Consider the following 18749-nt stretch of genomic DNA (forward strand, 5'->3'; position numbering starts at 1 on the left):
GATATGAACAGACTTCAGTTTATCACACATTTTACTGACAAATATACTTACGTCGACTCTGCCAGAATGGCTCTTGAAGGCGGATGCCGCTGGATTCAGCTGCGCATGAAGGATGCTACAGAGGCAGAGCTCAAAGCGGCAGCATTGCAGGTGAAGAGTCTTTGCGCCGGCTATGATGCCACGTTCGTCATTGACGATAATGTGATGATGGCGCAGCGTGTTGGTGCCGATGGCGTTCATCTTGGCAAAAATGACATGCCGGTGGACGAGGCGCGAAAGATTTTAGGTCCTGATTATATAATAGGTGGAACGGCCAACACATTCGACGATATTTGCCGTCTTGCCGCCCAAGGTGCCGACTATATCGGCTGTGGCCCGTTCCGTTTCACTACTACAAAGAAGAATCTTGCTGCCATTCTCGGGCTCGACGGATACAGACGTCTGCTTAAGCAGATGCACGACAGAGGAATAAACCTGCCGCTGATAGCTATTGGCGGCATTGGCTACGACGACATTCCTGACCTTTTCAGTGCAGGTGTTACGGGCATAGCCCTTAGCGGAAGCATCCTGCGTGCCGCTGATCCGGTCAGCGAGATGCGCCGTATAGCAGATCTGATAAATCAAAAAGAACAAACCTTATAATATATTTATGGAAAATAATGTAAGAATAACTTATCCGGGTTCAGAGAAAGTTTACCTCAAGGGTGAACTCTTTCCCGACATTCGTGTGGGCATGCGTGTCGTAAAGCAGACTCCCACGGTTACCGTTGATGGTGACAAACGCACGGAGCGTCCTAATCCTCCTGTGTATATTTATGATACTTCCGGTCCTTACAGCGACCCTGACGTTGCCACTGATGTACGCAAAGGTCTGCCGCGATTGCGCGAACCGTGGATACTGAAGCGTGGAGGAGTGGAGCGCCTGAAGGAGATTTCGTCTGAATACGGACGCATGAGGCGTGATGACCACTCGCTCGATTCTCTCCGCTTTGAGCATATAGCCCTGCCTCTCAGGGCTAAGGAGGGCTGCCAGGTGAGCCAGCTTTACTATGCAAAGCAGGGCATAATAACCCCCGAAATGGAGTATGTAGCCATACGTGAGAACATGAACTGCAAGGAACTAGGCATCGAAACGCACATCACTCCTGAGTTTGTGCGCAGCGAGATTGCCGCCGGACGCGCCGTAATTCCTGCAAACATCAACCATCCCGAGGCAGAACCTATGATTATAGGCCGCAATTTCCTTGTGAAAATCAACACAAACATAGGTAATTCGGCCACAACTTCGAGCATCGACGAGGAGGTTGAGAAGGCTGTGTGGAGCTGCAAGTGGGGTGGCGACACGCTGATGGACCTGTCTACAGGAGCAAATATTCACGAGACAAGAGAGTGGATTGTGCGCAACTGTCCTGTGCCCGTGGGCACCGTGCCTATGTATCAGGCCATGGAGAAGGTTAACGGCCATGCTGAAAACCTTACTTGGGAGCTGTTCCGCGACACGCTTATCGAGCAGTGTGAGCAGGGAGTTGACTATTTCACCATCCATTGCGGTATACGTCTGCAGAACATACATCTTGCCGACAACCGCATGACAGGTATGGTTAGCCGTGGAGGAAGCATTATATCAAAGTGGTGCCAGATGCATCAGAAAGAGAGTTTCCTCTATGAGCATTTTGATGATATCTGCGACATTCTGGCTAAATATGACGTAGCCGTTTCGCTTGGCGACGGATTGCGTCCGGGCAGTGTCTATGATGCCAACGACCGCGCCCAGTTTGCCGAGCTCGACACGATGGGAGAGCTTGTGGAGCGTGCTTGGGCAAAGAATGTTCAGGCATTTATCGAAGGTCCTGGCCATGTGCCTATGGATAAGATTCCTGAGAATATGCAGCGTCAGATAGAGAAGTGCCACAACGCGCCGTTCTATACGCTCGGCCCGTTGGTAACTGACATTGCGCCCGGCTACGACCATATAACAAGTGCCATCGGTGCGGCTCAGATAGGATGGCTAGGCACTGCCATGCTGTGCTATGTAACGCCGAAAGAGCATCTAGCCTTGCCCGACCGTGACGATGTACGCGTGGGCGTGGTGACATACAAGCTTGCTGCACATGCAGCCGATCTGGCAAAGCATCATCCCGGTGCCATTGTGCGCGACAATGCGCTGAGCAAGGCACGCTATGAGTTCCGCTGGAAAGACCAGTTTAACCTTAGTCTTGACCCTGAGCGTGCGCTTGAATACTACAAGACGGCCAACCATGTGGGCGGAAAATACTGCACTATGTGCGGTCCTAACTTCTGCGCCATGCGTATAAGCCAGACGATAAAAGAAGGCGAGTGCGACGTTTAATGTCTGTGGGCTTTAATGCCTCGGCGTTAAGCTGTCTGCGCAGCAGTATGACAGGCTGTATATGTGCCTGTCATGCCGTTATGCCTTGCTTGCATGAGCGCAATGAAGCATGAAGAAAGGAAATACTTAACTCATTGAAAATAAGAAATTTACTATATAAAAAATAAAAACAAAATGATAGAAAAGAAAGTATCACAGGGTATTATCAGTACCTATTTCAGCAAGTTGGAACGTAATCTTGACCTCGATGTAGCCATTGTAGGCGGAGGTCCGTCAGGCATTGTTGCCGCATATTATCTGGCAAAGGCCGGACTTAAAGTTGCCCAGTTCGACCGCAAGTTGTCTCCCGGCGGCGGTATGTGGGGCGGCGCAATGATGTTCAATCAGATTGTCGTGCAGAAAGAAGCCATCGAAATCGTGAAAGACTTTGACATCAACTTTGAGAGCTACGACGAAGACCTGTTTGTGATGGATTCTGTTGAGAGTACCTCTGCACTGCTATATAAGGCCGTTCATGCCGGAGCAACAATATTCAACTGCTATTCTGTTGAGGATGTTGTGTTTAAGGACAATGTTGTCAGCGGTGTTGTTGTCAACTGGACTCCGGTTTTGCGTGAAGGTATGCATGTAGACCCGATTAACATTATGGCAAAGTGTGTTATCGACGGAACAGGCCATGACAGCGAGATGTGCAAGACTGTAGCGCGCAAGAACGGCATACGCCTTGCAACTGATACGGGTGATGTTATCGGCGAGCGCTCGCTCGACGTGGTTTCAGGCGAGAATGAGGTGGTTAACGGCACAAAGGAGATTTATCCCGGACTTTATGTCTGCGGTATGGCTGCTTCTGCCGTAAGCGGAACTCCCCGTATGGGACCAATCTTCGGCGGTATGCTCATGTCGGGCAAGAAGGTTGCCGAACTGATTATCAAGAAACTTAAATAGTTTTGGTGTGGGACTATGAAGTAGCGGCTTTTTGTCCGGACTTCATAGCCCCTTATATATAATAAGGTGTATCCGTAAGGCATTTTGCCAGTGCAGACAGACGCCTAAATTCGTTTTGTTTACTTTTTGCTTTTCATTTTTGCTTAAACAATGCTTTGGATTGTAGTTACTTCTCCCGTTTTTTTATCAGATGAAGCCACGTTTCTTCATCGTCTGTTGGCCAACGGCGTTGACATAATACATCTGCGTAAACCCGGAGCATCGGCTGCTGAATGTGCGCGCCTGCTTGAAGAGCTGTCGGCAGAAGACCGTTCGCATATTGTAGTTCACGACTTCTTTGAACTGGCGGAGCCTTATGGTTTGCGTGGAATACACCTTAACGCGCGCCGAAACATTGTGCCCGAAGGTTACAGCGGTCATGTCAGCCGTTCGTGTCATTCTCTTGAAGAGGTAAAACAGCACAAAGATAACTGCAATTATGTATTTCTCAGCCCGATATTCGACAGCGTGTCAAAGCAGGGATATGCCTCAGCCTTCACTGATGCAACGCTCCGTCTGGCATCAGAACAGGGCATCCTGGACAATAAGGTTGTGGCTCTTGGCGGTGTTACGCCGGATAAGATACACTATCTGAAGTCTCTAAATTTCGGCGGCGCGGCAATGCTGGGCTGTATCAACAGTATGGCCGGACTGAGCGAAGCGCAACTTTGCGCACGTTTACACAGCATAAGAGAATGTTTTAGACAGCATTGATGTTGTTTTGCCGATAAAAGCCATGGCTACAGGCTGTTGCGCGTAGTTATGGCTTTTGTTTTTTTGTCGTTTCTTTGCTGTTGGCAAAAGTTTTTGCGCCATTTTCTTTGTTGTATATATAGCTGTTTTCTTTAGCTTGTCTGCATCTTTTCGTACCCTAATCACAGGTTTAGGTTTAAATCAAGCCGTTTTATCAGAAAAATTCCTATGACTTACGACCTGAAAAGCGGCCACTTTTGCATCAAAAGTGATAGAGTTATGACCCGTAACTCTATCACTAACAGTTTGAAAGTAAATGGCTGTCGTTTGCTTAACAAACCATGTAAATTATATTGAGTTGATATTTAATCGAAAGTGTTTCTATGGTAAAAACTTTCGATTTTTGAGCGTCTTTTCGCTTTGAGTAAAAATATAGTCATAAAAATTCTGCGGAAAGACATATTCCGAAGATTATTTGCTGGTGTTGTTGTCCGTCCTGTTATATTAATCGTAACTTAACCTTGATTTTATTTCATTTTAATAAAAATCTCTTACGTGTACATTAAAATATGGGCTTTTTAGGTGTATTATTTTCGTAATTATTTTGCTGCAAACTCGTAGTTATGCTGTAAGAAAGATGAAACACCATACTGATAATTTTGCATACGAAAATTTAATTATGTTTCATTAAAACAAAATTATTTATGAAAATTTCTAACACAATCAAGTCTGGCGTAGTTGTGGCATTCCTTTCAGCCGGTATGCTGTCAGCATCAGCACAGGAAATCAGTTTGAATCAGGACAACTACACCGTTCCGTCATGGACACGTCTGACACGCCTCATGGCAGAAATGCAGTCGGCAAGTCAGCCTTACAGCATCAACATGACACTTAACGGAGATCCTACTACGCGTATGGCTTTTGCCTGGTTTACCAACAGTTCTGTGAAGACAGGCAAGGTGCAGATTGTCTTGAAGGCAGACGCAAGTGTAGAAGATTTCAGCAAGCCCGACATCACAATTGATGCTGTTTCTGCTGATGTAAAAGACCTTAACTACGTGACGAGCAAAAACGGAGTGGAAGGCATTGAGGCCAACACAAAGCGCTCATACACAAGTCATAAGGCTCTGGCAAAAGACCTGAAACCGGGCACAACCTATTCGTTCCGTGTTGGTAACGAGGAGGGCTGGAGCGAGATTGGCCACTTCACCACAGCAGCCGAGTCATACGACAAGAAAGAAGGATTCTCGTTCATCTATATAACAGACACCCAGGCACAGAATGACGGCATGTTTGATGTTTCTCAGAAAACAGCCCATGCAGCACAGAAGATGGTGCCCGATGCCAAGTTTGTACTGGTGAACGGCGACTTGGTTGAAACTTCAGGAGCCAACAACTCTGAATGGGAATATGAGCAGTGGTTCAGCACAATGCAGGATATCTGGATGAACTATCCGCTGGTTGTTGCGCAGGGTAACCACGATACAAGTTCAAACAGCAACTTTGCATGGCACTTTAACACAGACAACACGTTCAACACAACTTCGGCCGTGCCCACTACAATGGAAGGAACAGTCTATTCGTTTGTTCAGGGCGACGCCTTGTTTATGGTGATAAACTACGAGGACTACAAGAAAGAAGGCTACTTTGACGCCCTTGCCGACTGGATGAGAAAGCAGGTTGAGGAGCATAAAGACGTTAAATGGCGCATTGCCACATTCCATAAGAACATGTTTACAGGCAGCCAGTCGCACCAGAGCGACAGCGACGGACGTCTTGTACGTGAAAACATGCTCCCCGTGTTCAACGAGCTTCATATAGACGTTGCCTTGCAGGGCCACGACCATATCTACGAAGTTATCGGCCCGGTTAACAACCTGACAAAGACTCTTGTAGACGGTGCCGTAGAAGAGGTTGAGACCGTTGTTCCCGGCGGAGTGCGTGAGAATATGACAGGAAAGCAGGGCGGTGTGTTCAACGTAAACGAAGGCACTCTGTACTTCCTGAACAATTCTGCCGGCAAGAAGAAGTATGAGCCGCGCGACGAACAGGCTATGATTGACGCATATTCGGCTCATGGAGTTGACAATTACTGGGGACTCTTCTCTGGAAAGTTCGGTCAGACAGGCGAACCTACATTCAGCGACGTTACAGTAACGGCCGACACGATATTTGTAAGCACATACACCGTTAACGACGCAGGCAGCGCAACACTGTTTGATTCGTTCAAGATTATCAAGGAAGAAGGCAGCTCTACGGGCGTTTCTAAGGCAGAGACATCTCCCGTAAGGATTTATAACGACTCTGACAACAAGCAGATTGTTATTAAAGGTGTTGAACCTGAGAGCGTTGAGGTATATTCTTCTAACGGTGCATTGGCCGGACGCTATACAGGAACAACAATTGCCACTAATGCAATGGGCAGCGGCCTGTATATTGTTAAGGCCATAAAAGGCAACAAAAGCTACTACGGAAAGGTGATAGTTGAATAAGTTACCGTCATTGTTATACATAATAGTCTTTCTGAACGTCTGCCGTAATTCATCGGCAGACGTTCAGTTGTTTTATATAGTTTTTAACTGTATTTGTTAAAAAAAATAAATATAAGCTTGCCCGTGCAACGTTTGTTATGGTTTATCCGTCTTAAAAGTGAAAAAATCAAAAGCATTGCAGCCTTAAAAAGTCAGAAATGCTGTTTGAGGTTAAAGATTTTCAGTAAAAAAAGCATAACATATGACAAAGATACGTGTTGATATAAAGCGGATGATGCTGCTTCCGGCAACGTTGATGACATTAACGGCAGCAGGACAGAACGTCAGCGGACAGGTGGTGGATGCGCATGGTAATGGCATACCATATATAAATGTGGTGGCCTTGTCGCTGCCTGATTCGTCTTATGTTACGGGCGTTATGACCGACAGCATTGGTCGTTTCGGTTTCGATGTTCCGCCAGAAGGACGCCTTTTGCGCGTTTCGGGTGTGGGATATAAGACCGTTTATGCCGACAGAACTGACGATGAGGGCCGCATCTGTCTGCAAGAAGACACGCAGATGCTTGGCGAGGTGGTGGTCAGGAGCCGCATGCCGAAGACACGGCTGAAGGGCGATGCCATGGTGACAAACGTGGTGGGGACGGTGCTGGAGACGGCAGGAAACATGGAAGATCTGCTCGACCGCATACCAAACGTGTCGGCAAACAGCGATAAAATAGAGGTTTTTGGGCGCGGAGAGCCCGAAATTTATATAAACGGGCGCAAGATGCTCGACAAAGTGGAGCTTGAACGCCTTAGTTCGGACAATATAAAGTCTGTTGAGGTTGTAACAAATCCCGGTGCAAGATATGGCGCAAGTGTCAAGTCGGTTATACGCATAACCACCAAGAAGGCCGTTGGCGAGGGCTTTGGCTTTGACAACAGACTGTCGGGTGAACTTAAAGAGCGAGGCTATGCCTCGGGGCAGGAGCGCATAAACATGAACTGGCGCAGCGGAGGCCTCGATATAGGTGGAACGTTCAACATATCAAGAACTAACACACTTGACCCGAAGCAGCTGGAGCAGATAACATATCTTGACAAGACATGGCGGCAGCCAAGTTCGCTTGACCAGGTATATAAAAAAAGGAATATATATGGACGACTGGCGCTGAGCTATATGTTCAACGAAAATCATTCGCTGGGGGCAAGCCTTAGCTGGTATCGCATGCCGTGGGACAACGCTTCGGGATATATGAAATCGAGTGTCGTTAAGGACGATCTGCTCACAGAAAAGCTTTTAAGCTCTTATATCGCGTCAGGACAAGGCACAACGCTGCAGGGAAATTTATATTATGTCGGAAAGATAGGTCAGTTGGGTGTTGACTTTAATGCTGACTGGTATTGGAGCAAGACGGGAAGACACATGACGACAGTTGAGGACTATCAGGAAACAGGACAGGAACCTGTAAACCAGCAGGTCAGCACTTCGTCAGACGGCCGTAACAATCTTGTGGCGTCAAAGCTGGTGCTGACGTCTCCGCTGTTTGGCGGCACCTTGTCTTTTGGCGGAGAGTATTCTTATTCGGTGCGCAAGACTCTTTATGGCGTGCTTCCGGCAGACGTCCTCGAAGACGACAAGAGCCGTATAGAAGAGGGTATGGCTTCGGCCTTTGTTGAATATGTCCGCCATTTTGGGCCGTTTAGCATGCAGGCCGGAGTGAGGTATGAGAATGTAGATTTCGACTATTATGACGACGGAGTGTATGTGGGCGAGCAGAGCCGTGTGTTTAACAATATCTTTCCTTCGTTGTCGCTTTCGGGCATGTTTGGCGACTTTGGCGTTCAGTTGGGCTATGCGTCAGACATATCCCGGCCGTCTTATAACCAGCTTCGCAGCAACATAACCTACGATAATCGCTACACTTATGAGGGCGGTAATCCGTTTTTGCTGCCGTCGAGGTCAAACAACGTCAATTTGGCGCTTACATATAAGTGGATAATGTTGAATGCAGGATGGTCGCATGTAATTGATCCGATAATAGAGCACAGCGAACCCTACGGAGATGACCCGTCGGTGGTGCTTTTCAGGCAGGTAAACGGTGAGTCGTACGACAAGATGTACGCCTCGCTTAATATAAGTCCGACTTTTGGAGTGTGGCATCCGTCGCTTATGCTCGGCGTGCAGAAGCAGTGGTTCGCCATGCAGGTTCACGGGCATAATCCGCTCGACAATCCCGTTGGAACATTCCGTTTTGACAACACATTAGACACTAAAATATGCCGTATTTCGCTAAATATGCGCTATACGACACGTGGAGGTGACGAGAATGTGTACATGCGGAAGCCTTCTTTCAGGGCAGATATGTCTTTATATAAGGCATTTATGCAAGACCGGCTTACGGTGCAGCTGCAAGTAAAGGACTTATTCAAGACCTCACGCCAGCGCTTGACCATGTTTTATGGCTCCATGCGCGAGACGCTTTGGGGCGCTCCGGCTCAGCGCAGAGTTAGCCTTACGGTGCGCTATAAGTTTAATGTTGACAAGAGCAAATATAAGGGCACGGGAGCAGGACAGAGCCAGAAAAGCCGTATGTAGACGGCAAGTGTGTTGACTTTACGGCATGCTGCGTATGAAGATTATGATGTTTTTATTGCCTGAAGGCATTAATCGGCATCAGTTTTTATACGTGGCATGCCGTTTTTTTGTATATTTGCATAAATCTTAGTATAAGATAATCTGCATTTCGGTATAAAACCGGGACTAATTTTAGGCTTATTGCTTGGATTTTATACTATAACCTTGAATTTGAGAACAAAACTAAAAACATGGAAATAAGAAGTAAACTGGGCAACGAAAATATTATGCAGCTGCGAAAAATGGCATTTTTCTGCTCGAGAAAGGAGCCGTCTGGACTTCAGGCTGCTGTGGACAGATGGATAGCAACCCTGCAACCGGATAAGGTTTGCGTAATGTGCGGCGACCAGTCGCCAATGGAAAAACACGTGTTTTCATCATTGCTTGAAAGAAAAATTCCGGCAATATTGGTGCTGGCAGAGGCGATGCATGAGCAGTGGAGCGAGCCGGTGAGCGAGGCTTTGGGCAGTGGCAGGCTACTGATAATAAGCCATTGTGGGCCTGAGGTGCATACGGTATGCGCCCGCTCGGCATTCGACCGCAACGCACTGATGATGGCTCTTGCTGACGAAATTATAGTCGGATATTGCTCAAAAGGCGGCAATCTGGAGCGCGGTTTGGCCGGATACAGCAATGTGAGATACCTTGTAGGCAATCAAGACAATAGGGCGAAAACTAAGGAACCGTTACCGCAACAGGGTGGACGTTCGTATGCCGGACGCCGTTTTCCCGATGATTCTCAGCGCGAAAAAAGCAGTTTGCAGGGCGGACGTTCGTATAACGGACGTAGTTTTTCTGTAAATCAGAATGTTTCCAATGGATTCAGTCAAGGTGGCAGGGCAGTGGCAGGACAGGCTGATAATGGCGTAGGACAGTGGAGCCGCAGGCTCGATTTGGGTTACAGCACGATATTTTTCGATTTTAATGAGGCCGGAAAGGATGTTTATATCAAACTTACTCAAAGTACAAAATCGGCAGACGGAAAGTATGAACGCAACAAAATATTCATGGACCGCAGCGAATTCAGGGCGTTTTATGATACAATAGGCTATGTGACAAGGACTGTGGAGCGTGATGAAAAATTAGACAGAAACATCGTGGTAAGGTCGGCAAGCGGTGACATAAGTCTGAATATGGTCATGTCAGAAGGTATGAAAATGTGTATGATGACTCAGGAAAAAGAGCTGCTGACAATGGGACACAGGCGTCAGACGATAGGATTTTGCGTCACGGAGTTGTCGGCTTTTTTTGACGTAGTGATTGATGCAGCCCGCCATTGGCGCATAATAAGCTGATAAAGAGGCAAAAAAATGCCTGATGTAGGCGATAGCCGGGTGTTGGTAATACTCGTCAGAATTTTCCATGGTTCAGGCATGTAGCATCCAAAAAGTTTGTAAACATGAGCGTTTATGGCGATATATCCGCGATATACAGCCTGATTTGGGTTTAATTAAATAAATTTATTTTGTTCAGCCCTCCGTTTGCATTATATTTGCATAAGGGAAAATATACTAAAAATGAAATTATAATGGCGCTTTTGTGACTATATGTCAGACATCTTGTCTTGTATATTAGACTCGCATGGCGCTTTAAACGTAAAAAACAGAAATTTATGGCAGCAGGAAAATGGATAGGCGGCATATTGGGCTTTATGTCCGGCGGTGCGCTCGGAGCTTTGGCAGGAGTGGCACTGGGAGCCTTGTTTGATTATGGAATTAATGCGGTAAACAAAGACGGAGAGCCCAAAAACGGATACGGAAGTACTTCTTCCGGCCGTCAGGGCTTTGGCAGCGCGACGCGCGAACAGCAATATTATGAGGGGCAGCGCAACAGTTTTTTGTTCTCTCTGCTTGTTTTGGCGTCGTATATTATTAAGGCAGACGGCAAGGTGATGCACCGCGAGATGGAGTTTGTGCGGAAGTTCTTGCGTGCAAACTTCGGTGAAGTGGCCGTAGAGCAGGGCAACAGCATACTTCTGCGCCTATTTGACGAGCAGAAGAGACTGAATGCCACAAATCCTTATGCTTTCAGGGATGTTATACGTCAGAGCTGTGAGCAGATAGCTATGAATCTCGACTATGGTCAGCGTTTGCAGCTGCTAAACTTCCTCGTAATGATAGCAAGGGCAGACGGTTCTATGCCAAATGAGGAAATTTCGGCTTTGAGAGAGTGCGTTCGCTATATGCGCATGGATATGGAAGATCTTGACTCAATGTTGAATCTGCAAAAAGACACACTGGAAGATGCTTATGCTGTGTTGGGCGTATCGCCTGATGCGACAGACGATGAAGTGCGCAAGGCATATCGTAATCTTGCCTTGAAGCATCACCCAGACCGTGTAGCTGCGCTTGGCGAGGATATCAGGCGTGCGGCAGAGAAGAAATTCCAGGAAATCAATGAGGCTAAAGAAAAGATATTTAAGGCAAGGGGAATGTAGAAGTTTTAGCCTGTTAAATATTCTCATGTTTACACAGAACGGCTAATCTGCCAACTTTTATTTGTGCAGTTTAGATATATAATAAAGAGCGGACAAATACCATTAAAAAATGAATTAGGTGTTTGTCCGCTCTCTTTTTATGATTAAAAATCAGACTTTTTGTGGTAATGTTTTATTCTTGATATCGCTTTACCAAAAATTTTAATGCTGTTTGGCGTTAAAGTTCGCTGAAATCAGGTATTTCTTTCAGAAAACTATAGCTGTTATTTGCGTAGTCCATTCGGCAGCAATAGTGTTGCAGGCCGTTGCTTACTACGAGATAATCCACTTTCAGCAGCATGTTATAAACCGAAATCTGGTTGAACACCTTCTGTGTGATGGCTATTGTTGGAGCTTTATACTCCATAATCATGCGCGGACGCGCCTGTGAGTCGTATAGAACGCTGTCGCAGCGCAGTTTTTTCTGACCGCATGTCAGTTCTGTCTCGTTGGCAATGAGTGATGCCGGATAACCTTTGTGCTCTGTCAGGAAATGAATAAAATGCTGGCGCACCCATTCTTCCGGTGTAAGACTTACAAACTTGCGTCTCAGCGTGTCAAGAATCAGTGTCTTGCCGTTCTGCTGTTTTATTTTTATTTCGTATTGAGGTAGGTTTAATCGATACATTTTATTAAATTTGCATTCTGAATGGCTTTAAGTTGCCATGTGTTAGGGCGTATGAGTTTATAGCCGCAGACAGATAGTTTATGTCTTCAGGCCGCTGACTCAGTAATTTTTGCAAAGTTAGCCATTATTATTTTAAACGGTGAACGTCAGCGTCCTTTTTTGGCAGCAATGGCTTTCTGATAAAGCATAAAGATATGGCAGAGAAAAAGATCGTTACTTTTGAGAGCATAATGCGCGACTTGCGTGCAGGTAATTATGCGCCCGTATATATTCTTATGGGCGAGGAGTCTTATTATATTGATAAGATAACAGATTTTATCTCGACGAATGCTCTTACTCCTGAAGAACGCGACTTCAATCAGTCTGTTGTCTTTGGCTCTGACGTTTCTTCAAGTCAGATTGTTGACATGGCAAGGCGTTTCCCGATGATGGCCGAGCGGCAGGTTGTGATAGTGAAAGAGGCTCAGAATATAAAAAACTGGGAACAACTGGAAAAGTATGTTGAAAAACCTGTGAAATCAACAGTTTTGGTTTTGTGTCACAAAAACGGCAGTATTGACGGGCGAAAGAAAATATTGGCCAAGGCAGCAGCCACGGGTGTGGTGTTTGAGAGCAAGAAGAAGCGTGATTATGAATTGCCGGCTTTCATAGAGAGTTATCTTAAAAATTATGGACGCGCTGCAATAGACCATAAGTCATCCCAGATGATAGCCGACCATATCGGGGCAGATCTTAGCAGGTTGACGAGTGAACTCGACAAGCTGATTCTTTCTTTGCCAGAGAATGACCGGCGTGTTACTCCTGAGGTTGTAGAGGAGAGGATAGGAGTGAGCAAGGATTTTAATGCTTACGAATTACGCAGCGCGATAGTTAACCGTGATGTGTTGAAGGCGACACGGATTTTGTATTATTTTAATGACAACCCGAAGACCGGAAATGCATACATGCTTATACCGATGTTGTTCTCTTATTTTCAAAATTTACTTATAGCATTTTATGCTCCTCAACCTAAAACTGACGAGAGTGTTGCACGCTGGTTGGACCTCAGGGCAGGGTGGGCTGCAAAGGACTACATCACTGGTATGAGAAATTATACTGGTGTGAAAGTGATGCAGATAATTTCTAAAATTAGAGAGACAGATGCCAAAAGTAAGGGTTTAGACAACCCAAATACCCCTGTCGGGGAGCTGTTAAGAGAGCTAATTTTCTTCATTTTACACTAAAAATAGCCCCATTTTGGGGCTATTTTTTTCTCTTTCGCATTTTTTTCTGAACAAAAAAAATAGGGTTAAAGTCGTAAAAATCAGAGCCTTTTATGATTTTTGACGCTCTCAGAATCGTGTATTTTTGAGCTTTCTTTACCTCGTTTCGAAATACTTAATTTTTCTGTTTTTCGACCGAAAAACAGGTGTTAAAATTTAGCGTTTGCATTTATTATGATTTACAATACCGAAATTTAGCTATCTGAATGTTTATATTTGTTTATATAAAATGCAAATGTAAAGCATAAATTTATATTTAAATATAAATATATTGATAATTGAATTTATATTTTAATACTTAAATCTTTAAATTTGCAAATTACAAGTTATATTTATGCATTTTCGGATTTATTGTTTAAATGCCTGATTATCAGCCTGAATACGATATTTTATGAAGTAAATTTATGCGATTATGCTTATTTTCGCCTTAAAATACTGCATAAAGCTAGATTAACGCTTTTTATTAGTGCAAATAACGCTCGCCTAATGAATTAGTTAGCAAAATCCTTTAAATAAAGGCTTATCGGGCGTTTTAATAGTCTAAATTTACATTTGTATTTTTAAATACCAAATTATAAGATTTAGATATTTACATTTACAAATATAAATTTATAAATTTGACATTTAAATTTTAAAATAATATTTAGGTTTGTTGTGTATGTCAAAAAAATGATTTACCTTTGTAAAGTCTAAGAAAAATAGCAAAAAACAACATCAAGGTAAGAAAATGGAAGAAATGAAAGACCGAATCAGGCAGATAATGGAGTCTCAACATATGAGTCAACAGACCTTCGCTAACTTCATCGGAATGTCTGCTGCATCATTAAGCAGCATTTTTAACAACCGTACAAAACCGACGCTCAACACCGTTGAAGCGATTAAGAGCAAAATGCCTCGCCTGAGTACAGACTGGCTCATGTTCGGAAGAGGCTCGATGTTTATCGACGACACTCCGACTACCGACCCCTCTCCTGCTGAGGATACAGATATGGGCAGTGAGCATGTTGCTGACTTTGGAGGCGGCGTGCCGGATCTTTTCGGAGACAACCAGACCGGAGCATCTGTTCAACAGTCTGTGCACAGACATGTTGAGAGCGTTATTCGGCCTGAAGTGAAATATGTTGAGCGTCCGCAAAGACAGATTACAGAGATAAGGGTTTATTTTGACGACCTTACCTATGAGACTTTTGTCCCCAAAAAATAGAATTGCCGTGTAAAAACCGATAATATGTTGATTTAGCTTTGCTGGTATGCCCTTTTTTGTAGGCTTATGGCATGTACATACGTTTTTTGAGGCATTTATTGGCTCTGTCATGTGTCTGTTTTTCATTGTTGAGCGTTTTTCTTGACGTTAAATAGCCTTTTATGGCATCATATATGCCGTTTAACATATATTTAACAGCCTGTGACTTTCGTTTTTTTGGAAAGCGCAGGCTTATTTTGTACCTTTGTATTCTGTAAGTAAGGCGATAAAGTCTTTCTTGCGCCTGGTTTAATAAGATAAATTCGTTTCTTATGAAAAAATATGTTTCAGACCTCAAGGTCGTTTCTGTAGAACATATAAACGACAAATATGTTCTGATAAAGCTTACTCAGGACGAACGACTTCCGGAAATGCTCCCGGGACAGTTTGTTGAGATAAGAGTAGACGGATCGCCTTCTACATTCCTTAGGCGTCCCATTTCAATTAATTTCGTTGATTATGACACAAATCAGCTGTGGCTTCTCGTTGCTGCTATAGGCGACGGAACACGCCGTATGGCTCAATTAAAGGCCGGAGACGTGCTTAACTGCATGTTCCCTTTGGGTAACTGCTTTACAATGCCTGAAGGCGCCTCAGAGAAGATTTTGCTTGTTGGAGGCGGCGTAGGTGTGGCTCCGCTGCTGTATTTCGGCAAGAAACTCTGCGATGCCGGTATACCCCCTGTATTTCTTCTCGGGGCACGTTCCGGAAAAGATTTGCTTCTGCTGGATGAGTTTAAAAAGTACGGGCGCGTATGCGTAACGACAGAAGACGGCTCAATGGGCGAGAAAGGCTTTGTTACAAACCATTCTGTGCTCAATGAGGTGGCTTTCGGCCGTATAGCCACTTGCGGTCCGAAGCCAATGATGGCTGCCGTGGCAAGATATGCCAAGGCAAAAGGTATAGAATGTGAGGTGTCTTTGGAAAATAAGATGGCCTGCGGACTGGGAGCATGTCTCTGCTGCGTTGAAAAGACCACAGAAGGCAACGTGTGTGTATGTAAGGAAGGACCGGTTGTAAACATAAAGAAATTGTTATGGCAGATTTAAGCGTAAATATCAACAAATTGCAGTTGAAGAACCCTGTAATGACGGCTTCGGGAACATTTGGCTATGGCCCCGAATTTGCTGATTTCATACCGTTGGAAGGTCTTGGCGGTATTATTGTGAAAGGAACCACTCTAAAACCGCGTGAGGGCAACGATTATCCCCGTATGGTAGAGACGGCTTCGGGTATGCTCAACTGCGTGGGACTGCAGAACAAGGGCGTAGACTATTTCTGTGAGCATATATATCCTGAGATAAAGGACATTGATACAAATATGATTGTAAACGTCAGCGGCTCGTCTCCTGAAGATTATGCTGAATGTGCCGCCCGTATCAACGAGCTGGACAACATTCCGGCCATAGAACTTAATATTTCATGTCCAAACGTAAGGCAGGGAGGCATGGCCTTCGGCGTTACGTGTGCCGGTGCGGCAAGCGTAGTAAAGGCTGTGCGTGCCAGATACGACAAGACCATGATAGTAAAGCTCTCTCCCAATGTTACCGACATAGCCGAGATAGCGCGTGCAGTTGAGGCTGAGGGCGCCGACAGCGTATCGCTTATCAACACTCTTATGGGCATGGCTATTGACATTGAGAAGCGCAAGCCCTTGCTTAGCATCAATACGGGCGGACTTAGCGGTCCTGCCGTGAAGCCTGTTGCCCTGCGTATGGTATGGCAGGTGGCCAAGGCTGTGAAAATCCCTGTTGTCGGTCTTGGAGGTATCTGTAATGCCCATGATGCCATCGAATTCCTTATGGCCGGTGCTACGGCAATAGAGATTGGTACAGCCAACTTTATCGATCCGCAGGTTACGATAAAAGTACGCGACGGCATTAATGAATGGCTTGACAGCCACGGCTGCAAGTCGGTTAAGGAGATTATCGGTACGTTGGAAGACTGCTGATATTTCTGCTTTTTACGAGATTTTTATAAAAAAGTTTTCTGAATAAACTCGTCACTCGTCACAATGATATGTAAAGTGCTGTAATTTAATCACTTATGATGTGACGACTTTGAAGGCAGACTCATCACAGCATAGGCTTTATGCTAGGCGTGATGAGTCTGTTTTTCAACTCATCACATTCAATGTCGTTGAAAATCAGTAAGTTATGTCTGCTTGTGATGAGTGACGAGTTTATTCAGAAAACTTTTTCTTTATATTCTTTGATTTAATCCTGATTTCGGTTTACCTGAGGCTGTGTTATTCCTGTTTCAGCTTGAAAAGCTTAATCAGGATGTCTTTGCATATTGACGATTTTGCAGAAGCATACCTTTCACGTTGCGTTTTGCCGTCTTTTAGAGCCTGAAAGGTGGTCTTTTATATGTCAATTTGCCTACTATTATGGTGTTTTGCCTAATAATTGGGGCTAATTTAGCTCCATTCCGCCTTCTCAACAGGGTGTTTAGTGATAAATTTAGGCCGTTTAACTCCAACCGGGCATTATTATTTTGCTGGATAGCAGCTTAATATCCGTCGCCTTGCCGTTTGCTTCTTGGGCAGATGTAACGAACTATGTCAAGAAAAACGGGCGAAAAGGCGTCTATAGAACATAAAAGGGGGATGAAAGCAGGAATACGCCAAATAGATAAAACAATATGCGGTCTTATGGCCGATTGTAGCATTATTTTATTCATAATGCTTGTTGGCGGTTAATATTGCAGAATATTGTCATTTTTATCTGTTTCCCTGCTTAGATTTGTCGTAAAGCTTATTTCTGTAAGAATTAAAATGCTCCGAATAAAGGCTATCCCATATTCGGAGCATTATTTTGTAGCAAAACGCTATTGTCATCAGGCTTTCTTGCCTGTAAAATGGCAGGGTATTGCCCGTTTTTGTCTCTGTTATGCCGTGTAGCGTTATGATTTGTCAGATGCTGTGGAGCTTACTGTCTTACGCTTTCAACCTTATATCCGGCTTTCTTCAGCAGTTCCAGCACGCCTTGCTCTCCCGTCAGGTGTCCGGCTCCTACGGCAAAGAATGTAGCTCTCTTTTTCATTATCTCCGGCATCTTCTTTATCCAGTCGGCGTTGCGGTTATATATCAGCGCGTCCTTTTCCTGTGGAGTGTAGTCGCAGCTGTTGTTCAGTTTTTCTTCCATAGCGTCGTTTATGGCCTTCAGGTCTTGTGTAAAGAAGGCTTTGGTGATGTTTTCTGTCATCATCTCATACATATCCTTATTGTCCGCAAGGCACAGCAGCAGTTCTTTCTGGCGCTCTTCCGTCTGTCCCTTGTACAAGAGTTCCATCTGGAAGTCTATTGTCTCGAGCGCGCCAACAGGCTTACCCTGTTCCTTGGCCTTATTCTGAAAATACTCGTCAAAAGTCTGGTTCGGGTTAAATTTCGGGTTCTTTTTAAGATACATCAGTACGGTTAACTGTGTTGTAAGGGCCTGTGGTGACATTTTCCCGAACTGTTGTGCCACTATCGGGTTGGTCATGTCTATGCCTATAATGTCCTTCATCATGGCGTTGATACGTGCCATTTCCTCGGCTGTGAACATCTTGTCTATCGTCTGTCCGTCAGGGAGCATCATGGCGCTCTGTAATTTTGCCATGTTTTCAGGAGCAGTCATTTCCGACATTATTATTTCTCCGTAAACCTGTTCAGATGCGTCTAGGGCATTTTTCAGTCCCGGTATGCTGTCAGTAAAAGATGCCGGTGCAAGATGGTATGTGCCTATTATGTACGACGGTTTGCTCAGTCCGTTGCCGGATATCTTCCATAAAAGTTGCGCCTGAATGCCTATTAACGCAACAAACAGTAAAAATGCAGAAAATAAAATTCTTTTCATAGATAGAATTATTTAGGGATTACACATTTGTCATGACACTAAAAAATTATTCCGTACAAAGATAGCCAATTGTCATGCAAAAACGAAATGATAAGAAAGTTTTTTGTGTCCTGCCTTTTTATTTTTGTCTAAAGTGCTTGTTTTTAGCATGTTACGGTGTAGCAA

The 18749-nt window shown here is 44.8% G+C and carries 14 protein-coding genes; 12 read left to right on the top strand and 2 right to left on the bottom strand.

The window, feature by feature from the left end:
- The first annotated feature begins 3 nt into the window (after positions 1-3).
- From ACZMIG_RS02835 to ACZMIG_RS02870, 8 genes are all read left to right on the top strand, one after another.
- Positions 4-642, top strand: a complete 639-nt coding sequence (locus tag ACZMIG_RS02835) for a thiamine phosphate synthase (protein WP_418873950.1) — start codon at positions 4-6, stop codon at positions 640-642.
- 7 nt (positions 643-649) lie between these two features.
- Positions 650-2350, top strand: coding sequence for a phosphomethylpyrimidine synthase ThiC (thiC, locus tag ACZMIG_RS02840; protein ID WP_021853458.1), 1701 nt, complete (start codon positions 650-652; stop codon positions 2348-2350).
- A 174-nt stretch (positions 2351-2524) separates the two neighbouring features.
- Positions 2525-3295 (top strand): sulfide-dependent adenosine diphosphate thiazole synthase, encoded by a 771-nt coding sequence (locus ACZMIG_RS02845; protein WP_021853457.1) that lies wholly within the window; start codon positions 2525-2527, stop codon positions 3293-3295.
- 150 nt (positions 3296-3445) lie between these two features.
- Positions 3446-4048 carry a thiamine phosphate synthase gene (locus tag ACZMIG_RS02850; RefSeq protein WP_487889023.1) on the top strand — a complete coding sequence of 201 codons (603 nt, stop codon included), beginning with the start codon at positions 3446-3448 and terminating at the stop codon, positions 4046-4048.
- Between the two features lie 683 nt (positions 4049-4731).
- Positions 4732-6519, top strand: coding sequence for a fibronectin type III domain-containing protein (locus tag ACZMIG_RS02855; RefSeq protein WP_125104502.1), 1788 nt, complete (start codon positions 4732-4734; stop codon positions 6517-6519).
- 241 nt (positions 6520-6760) lie between these two features.
- The gene (locus tag ACZMIG_RS02860) at positions 6761-9097 is read left to right on the top strand and encodes a TonB-dependent receptor domain-containing protein (RefSeq protein WP_418873952.1); all 2337 of its coding nucleotides are present in this window, start codon (positions 6761-6763) and stop codon (positions 9095-9097) included.
- Positions 9098-9327: 230 nt separating this feature from the next.
- Positions 9328-10431 (top strand): DUF3276 family protein, encoded by a 1104-nt coding sequence (locus tag ACZMIG_RS02865; protein ID WP_418873953.1) that lies wholly within the window; start codon positions 9328-9330, stop codon positions 10429-10431.
- Between the two features lie 317 nt (positions 10432-10748).
- A complete protein-coding gene (locus tag ACZMIG_RS02870) occupies positions 10749-11573 on the top strand; it encodes a DnaJ domain-containing protein (RefSeq protein ID WP_487889024.1) in 825 nt (274 codons plus the stop codon).
- 217 nt (positions 11574-11790) lie between these two features.
- On the opposite strand, the gene ACZMIG_RS02875 is transcribed toward ACZMIG_RS02870, so the two are convergent.
- The gene (locus tag ACZMIG_RS02875) at positions 11791-12240 is read right to left on the bottom strand and encodes a type I restriction enzyme HsdR N-terminal domain-containing protein (protein WP_418873954.1); all 450 of its coding nucleotides are present in this window, start codon (positions 12238-12240) and stop codon (positions 11791-11793) included.
- A gap of 194 nt (positions 12241-12434) precedes the next feature.
- Here ACZMIG_RS02875 and holA point away from each other — a divergent pair, with 194 nt between their 5' ends.
- The 4 genes from holA (at position 12435) to ACZMIG_RS02895 (ending at position 16696) form a co-directional block, all read left to right on the top strand.
- Positions 12435-13463: a DNA polymerase III subunit delta gene (holA, locus tag ACZMIG_RS02880; protein ID WP_021853450.1), complete on the top strand. Its 1029-nt coding sequence runs from the start codon at positions 12435-12437 to the stop codon at positions 13461-13463.
- A gap of 775 nt (positions 13464-14238) precedes the next feature.
- On the top strand, positions 14239-14706 hold the full coding sequence (locus ACZMIG_RS02885) for a helix-turn-helix domain-containing protein (protein WP_418873971.1): 468 nt from the start codon (positions 14239-14241) through the stop codon (positions 14704-14706).
- Between the two features lie 311 nt (positions 14707-15017).
- Positions 15018-15794: a dihydroorotate dehydrogenase electron transfer subunit gene (locus tag ACZMIG_RS02890; RefSeq protein ID WP_125104497.1), complete on the top strand. Its 777-nt coding sequence runs from the start codon at positions 15018-15020 to the stop codon at positions 15792-15794.
- Entirely contained in the window at positions 15782-16696 is a 915-nt protein-coding gene (locus ACZMIG_RS02895) for a dihydroorotate dehydrogenase (RefSeq protein ID WP_287603191.1), read from the top strand. Before ACZMIG_RS02890 ends, ACZMIG_RS02895 begins: the two co-directional genes overlap by 13 nt.
- 979 nt (positions 16697-17675) lie before the next feature.
- On the opposite strand, the gene ACZMIG_RS02900 is transcribed toward ACZMIG_RS02895, so the two are convergent.
- Positions 17676-18584: a TraB/GumN family protein gene (locus ACZMIG_RS02900; RefSeq protein WP_487889025.1), complete on the bottom strand. Its 909-nt coding sequence runs from the start codon at positions 18582-18584 to the stop codon at positions 17676-17678.
- Between the last annotated feature and the right edge of the window lie 165 nt (positions 18585-18749).

Source organism: Xylanibacter sp. (genome assembly GCF_057607445.1).

Bases quoted from the DNA above. Each gene is read 5' to 3' on its own strand.
- ACZMIG_RS02895 (WP_287603191.1), top strand. From the start codon at position 15,782: ATGGCAGATTTAAGCGTAAATATCAACAAATTGCAGTTGAAGAACCCT.
- holA (WP_021853450.1), top strand. From the start codon at position 12,435: ATGGCAGAGAAAAAGATCGTTACTTTTGAGAGCATAATGCGCGACTTG.
- ACZMIG_RS02855 (WP_125104502.1), top strand. From the start codon at position 4,732: ATGAAAATTTCTAACACAATCAAGTCTGGCGTAGTTGTGGCATTCCTT.
- ACZMIG_RS02860 (WP_418873952.1), top strand. From the start codon at position 6,761: ATGACAAAGATACGTGTTGATATAAAGCGGATGATGCTGCTTCCGGCA.
- ACZMIG_RS02845 (WP_021853457.1), top strand. From the start codon at position 2,525: ATGATAGAAAAGAAAGTATCACAGGGTATTATCAGTACCTATTTCAGC.
- ACZMIG_RS02875 (WP_418873954.1), bottom strand. From the start codon at position 12,240: ATGTATCGATTAAACCTACCTCAATACGAAATAAAAATAAAACAGCAG.
- ACZMIG_RS02900 (WP_487889025.1), bottom strand. From the start codon at position 18,584: ATGAAAAGAATTTTATTTTCTGCATTTTTACTGTTTGTTGCGTTAATA.
- ACZMIG_RS02850 (WP_487889023.1), top strand. From the start codon at position 3,446: ATGCTTTGGATTGTAGTTACTTCTCCCGTTTTTTTATCAGATGAAGCC.
- ACZMIG_RS02835 (WP_418873950.1), top strand. From the start codon at position 4: ATGAACAGACTTCAGTTTATCACACATTTTACTGACAAATATACTTAC.
- ACZMIG_RS02870 (WP_487889024.1), top strand. From the start codon at position 10,749: ATGGCAGCAGGAAAATGGATAGGCGGCATATTGGGCTTTATGTCCGGC.
- ACZMIG_RS02885 (WP_418873971.1), top strand. From the start codon at position 14,239: ATGAAAGACCGAATCAGGCAGATAATGGAGTCTCAACATATGAGTCAA.
- ACZMIG_RS02865 (WP_418873953.1), top strand. From the start codon at position 9,328: ATGGAAATAAGAAGTAAACTGGGCAACGAAAATATTATGCAGCTGCGA.
- thiC (WP_021853458.1), top strand. From the start codon at position 650: ATGGAAAATAATGTAAGAATAACTTATCCGGGTTCAGAGAAAGTTTAC.
- ACZMIG_RS02890 (WP_125104497.1), top strand. From the start codon at position 15,018: ATGAAAAAATATGTTTCAGACCTCAAGGTCGTTTCTGTAGAACATATA.